This window comes from uncultured Gimesia sp. (assembly GCF_937919775.1).
In the GTDB taxonomy this organism is placed as follows: domain Bacteria; phylum Planctomycetota; class Planctomycetia; order Planctomycetales; family Planctomycetaceae; genus Gimesia.
Genome location: NZ_CALFPF010000756.1, coordinates 1 through 3,208 on the forward strand (window position 1 = coordinate 1; position 3,208 = coordinate 3,208).

Annotated in this window: 3 protein-coding genes and 1 pseudogene; 2 read left to right on the plus strand and 2 right to left on the minus strand. The window is 45.8% G+C overall.

What is annotated here, in order from left to right; genetic code table 11:
* Window positions 1–440, plus strand: a pseudogene (locus tag Q0294_RS21405) (AAA family ATPase); the annotation flags it as partial.
* A gap of 20 nt (window positions 441–460) precedes the next feature.
* On the opposite strand, the gene Q0294_RS21410 reads toward Q0294_RS21405, so the two are convergent.
* Window positions 461–778 carry a hypothetical protein gene (locus Q0294_RS21410; RefSeq protein ID WP_299469514.1) on the minus strand — a complete coding sequence of 106 codons (318 nt, stop codon included), beginning with the start codon at window positions 776–778 and terminating at the stop codon, window positions 461–463.
* Window positions 779–1,125: 347 nt separating this feature from the next.
* On the opposite strand from Q0294_RS21410, the gene Q0294_RS21415 reads away from it, so the two are divergent.
* On the plus strand, window positions 1,126–2,190 hold the full coding sequence (locus Q0294_RS21415; protein ID WP_299469516.1) for a lysylphosphatidylglycerol synthase transmembrane domain-containing protein: 1,065 nt from the start codon (window positions 1,126–1,128) through the stop codon (window positions 2,188–2,190).
* Between the two features lie 25 nt (window positions 2,191–2,215).
* On the opposite strand, the gene Q0294_RS21420 is transcribed toward Q0294_RS21415, so the two are convergent.
* Window positions 2,216–3,100 carry a right-handed parallel beta-helix repeat-containing protein gene (locus Q0294_RS21420; protein WP_299469518.1) on the minus strand — a complete coding sequence of 295 codons (885 nt, stop codon included), beginning with the start codon at window positions 3,098–3,100 and terminating at the stop codon, window positions 2,216–2,218.
* Window positions 3,101–3,208 lie beyond the last annotated feature (108 nt).

The window sequence follows — 3,208 nt, forward strand, 5'->3', positions numbered from 1 at the left end:
CCGTCGATGAGTTATTAAACCGCTGGATCGTTCCATTGGAAAAACGCTATGACTTCCTGAATCTTCCCAGTGGTAAGAAAATCCAGGTTCCCTTTGATCAGCTCATCATCTTTTCAACAAACCTGGAACCCAAAGATCTTGTCGATGCCGCTTTTTTGCGTCGTATTCCGTATAAAATTGAGGCCATGGATCCCTCGCCAGAGGAATTCCGGGCGCTGTTTGAATTGATGGCACCCATGATGGGTTTTCAATTTGATGAAACTGCATACCAGTATCTGGTTGACACGCATTATACTGCCGTCAATCGACCGTTCCGTGCCTGTCAGCCTCGGGACCTGTTACTACAGGTCAAAAATTTCTGCGTCTACAAACAGGCGCCCAGGAAACTGACTCCGGCAGCTTTTGACTTCGCAGTCGAAAACTACTTCTCGGTGATGTGAGATTGGCGGCAAGTGTAACGTCAGGCCGGCCATTCCGTGTCGCAAGATTCGCATCGAAATCCAACGACTGTCGCCGTACCTGGAATCAGACGATTTTTCCGATTGAGCAGACCATCTCGCAATTCCAATGATTCAATTGCAGAGCTGTTGCAGGCAGGGCACTGATGATTTTTGAATAGCGTGCGAGCACGCTTTAATACCCAGTCTTCCTGCTGCACATAATGAGGTTTTCTAAAGAAACCTCGATTAAAAGGAAGAATCATCGGGGTTGGTTCATCGCGCGAGACAACAGACTCGCTCCGGGTATCTTCGGGGTAATAGATCTTTAAAATGCTCATCCATGAGCTCCTTGTTTTCAATCCCTTGATAAAATATTCCAGTAAATCCAAACGGGAATCTTTTTGGGGTAGGGTTCTTCGCAGTCTATCGAAACTAGTCCTGCACGAAAAAACTTGAGAAGAGGGAAGAAGGATAAAATTCTCTCTTTAAGTTGGCAAGAGGTTTTAGCAGAAAGGTGTAAACATTGTAAAAAATTCATGCTAGAAAAAGATGGATTGTGGAAAAATGGGAAAAGACAGTAGTCTGGTGATGTTTGTTTTGTGGCTGAACCAGTCGGGTTGATGTATGATTGCTTTTTATGATGCGATAAAACTATTCTGTCTCGCTTCAAGTTTTATCAAAGAACATGCATGCTATTTCAGGAGTTGTCCCCATCAATAAATCGAAATTGATCAAACTGATGATCGGTATCATCATCACGATCGCCTGCCTGACGGCTGCGGTCTGGGGGATTGATCCTCAACAGATTAAGGAAAGCTTTCAGCGTGCTAATTTCTGGACACTGCCTGTGTTATTGCTGCTGCTGTTTGTATTTTTCTGGTTTAAAGCACTGCGCTGGCGGATGCTCCTGGAACCGATTAAAGATCTTTCCGTGTCGCAGGTCACGCCGGCCATGATGATTGGTTTCATGGGAAATAACATTCTTCCCGCTCATCTGGGGGAATTTTTGCGTGTATATGTACTGAGCAGGCAGTTTCAAATTCCGAAAACGACCATACTTTCGACTGTCGTTCTGGAACGATTATTTGATATCGTTGCGATTCTTTGTTTCCTCGGGGTAGGCATTTCTTTTGCCCCCAATCTACCCGATCACTATCGCTCTTTAAGTTTGCTGATGGCGATAGTCATCTTGGTGATGATTTCGCTTGTGGCGACCTATCTGATCTGGACAGAAAGGGTGATAGGACTGTTTCGGAAAATCTTCAGCTACCTGAGTTTCCTGCCATCAAAATTGACACATCTGGTGCTGGAAATGATGCAGTCTGGTGCACACGGAATGGCGTCGATGAAAAGTAAGCGACTCTGTTTTGGGATTATCTGGACTTCATTTGCACAATGGGCCATCAACGGATTGAGTATTCTCGTTGCGCTCTGGAGTTTTGATATTCAGGTTACTCCTCTGGCGGCGTTTGTGGTTCTGGGGGTGACTGCTTTTGGCGTAACAGTGCCTTCGACTCCAGGTTTCTTTGGCGTAATTCAACTTTGTTTCTGGATCAGTTTGCAGGCGTTCGGAGTTTCCAAGGCAGATGCATTTGCTGCTTCGATCTATTATCAGCTTTCGCAATACATTCCCGTAACGCTGATTGGTTTGTATTTTTCGAATCGCGAAGGTTTGAAACTGAATGAAGCAGAGCGGGAAGCCGAAAAAGAACTCGAGGAGCTCGAAGGACCCGATGTGGAAGAAACGTAAATGTCAGGAACCAGTGACTGAATGCTTACGGGGAGACCGCTGCTTTTTTACTGAGTTCTGTATTCTTCAGGTCGGCCAATCCCTGTTCTGTCACGGCCAGGTCATCAATACGATTGTTGATCAGTTTGGAATCGATGACTTCTATCTGTGATGTGCCATTTACTGAAAGTCCGCAGCGCCCGTTTCCCGTACAGGTTACTTTTTCGAGAACGACATCCTTGCAGCGATCGTGGATGTTGATCCCATCTTGCCGAAAATTCTCAAATGTCACATCTGAAATAGAGACCCCTTCCACATCAATCAGTGACAGGCCGACAGATTTGCCCGCGAGAGCAAACGATTCCGTTGGCGGCAACTGATTTTTTAAGCCCCGATAATAAATGGCGCCCTGGTGCACGGCCCATTTTCCGGACGGAATTTCATCCAGATTGACGGGTTGTCCCTCTGCTGCTTGATATTCGGGAAGACTTTTGCCATCGAGATACAGATTGAAATAACCTTTTCGAAAGGGGGTTACTTTCCAGAGTCCATTCTCTAATTCTCTCCAGCCATTCATGGGTATGATGATCGCACCGCTGATGATAGCACCATTACCCAGTATGGTGAATTTTTCTTCTCCAATGCCACTGAATCGTCTGCCAGCCAAGGTGAGTGATTCATAATAGGGAGTCTCATTCCTGGTCAGGATGATTTTATCTCCCTGTCTGGCATAATCGAGTGCCCGCTGAATCGTTTTGACCGGACCGTTTTTCCCGCCCTCGATTTTCGGCGAGCGTCCGTTTAAAGAATTATTGCCAGTACGATTATCGACATAAATCACGCCGCAATCGGCTAGTGGTAAACCACAAAAAAGAAAAGTCAGACAAAATAACCCTGATTTCAATCCAACAAAGCGGACAGTGTTTCGCATCGTGGGCTCCCGATAGGGTTAAATGATATGAGATTTGAATCAATGCGTGATTGAACTGACGAATTCCATATGCAGAAAAAACCCCGGTCAGGTTACCGGGGTTAAGGT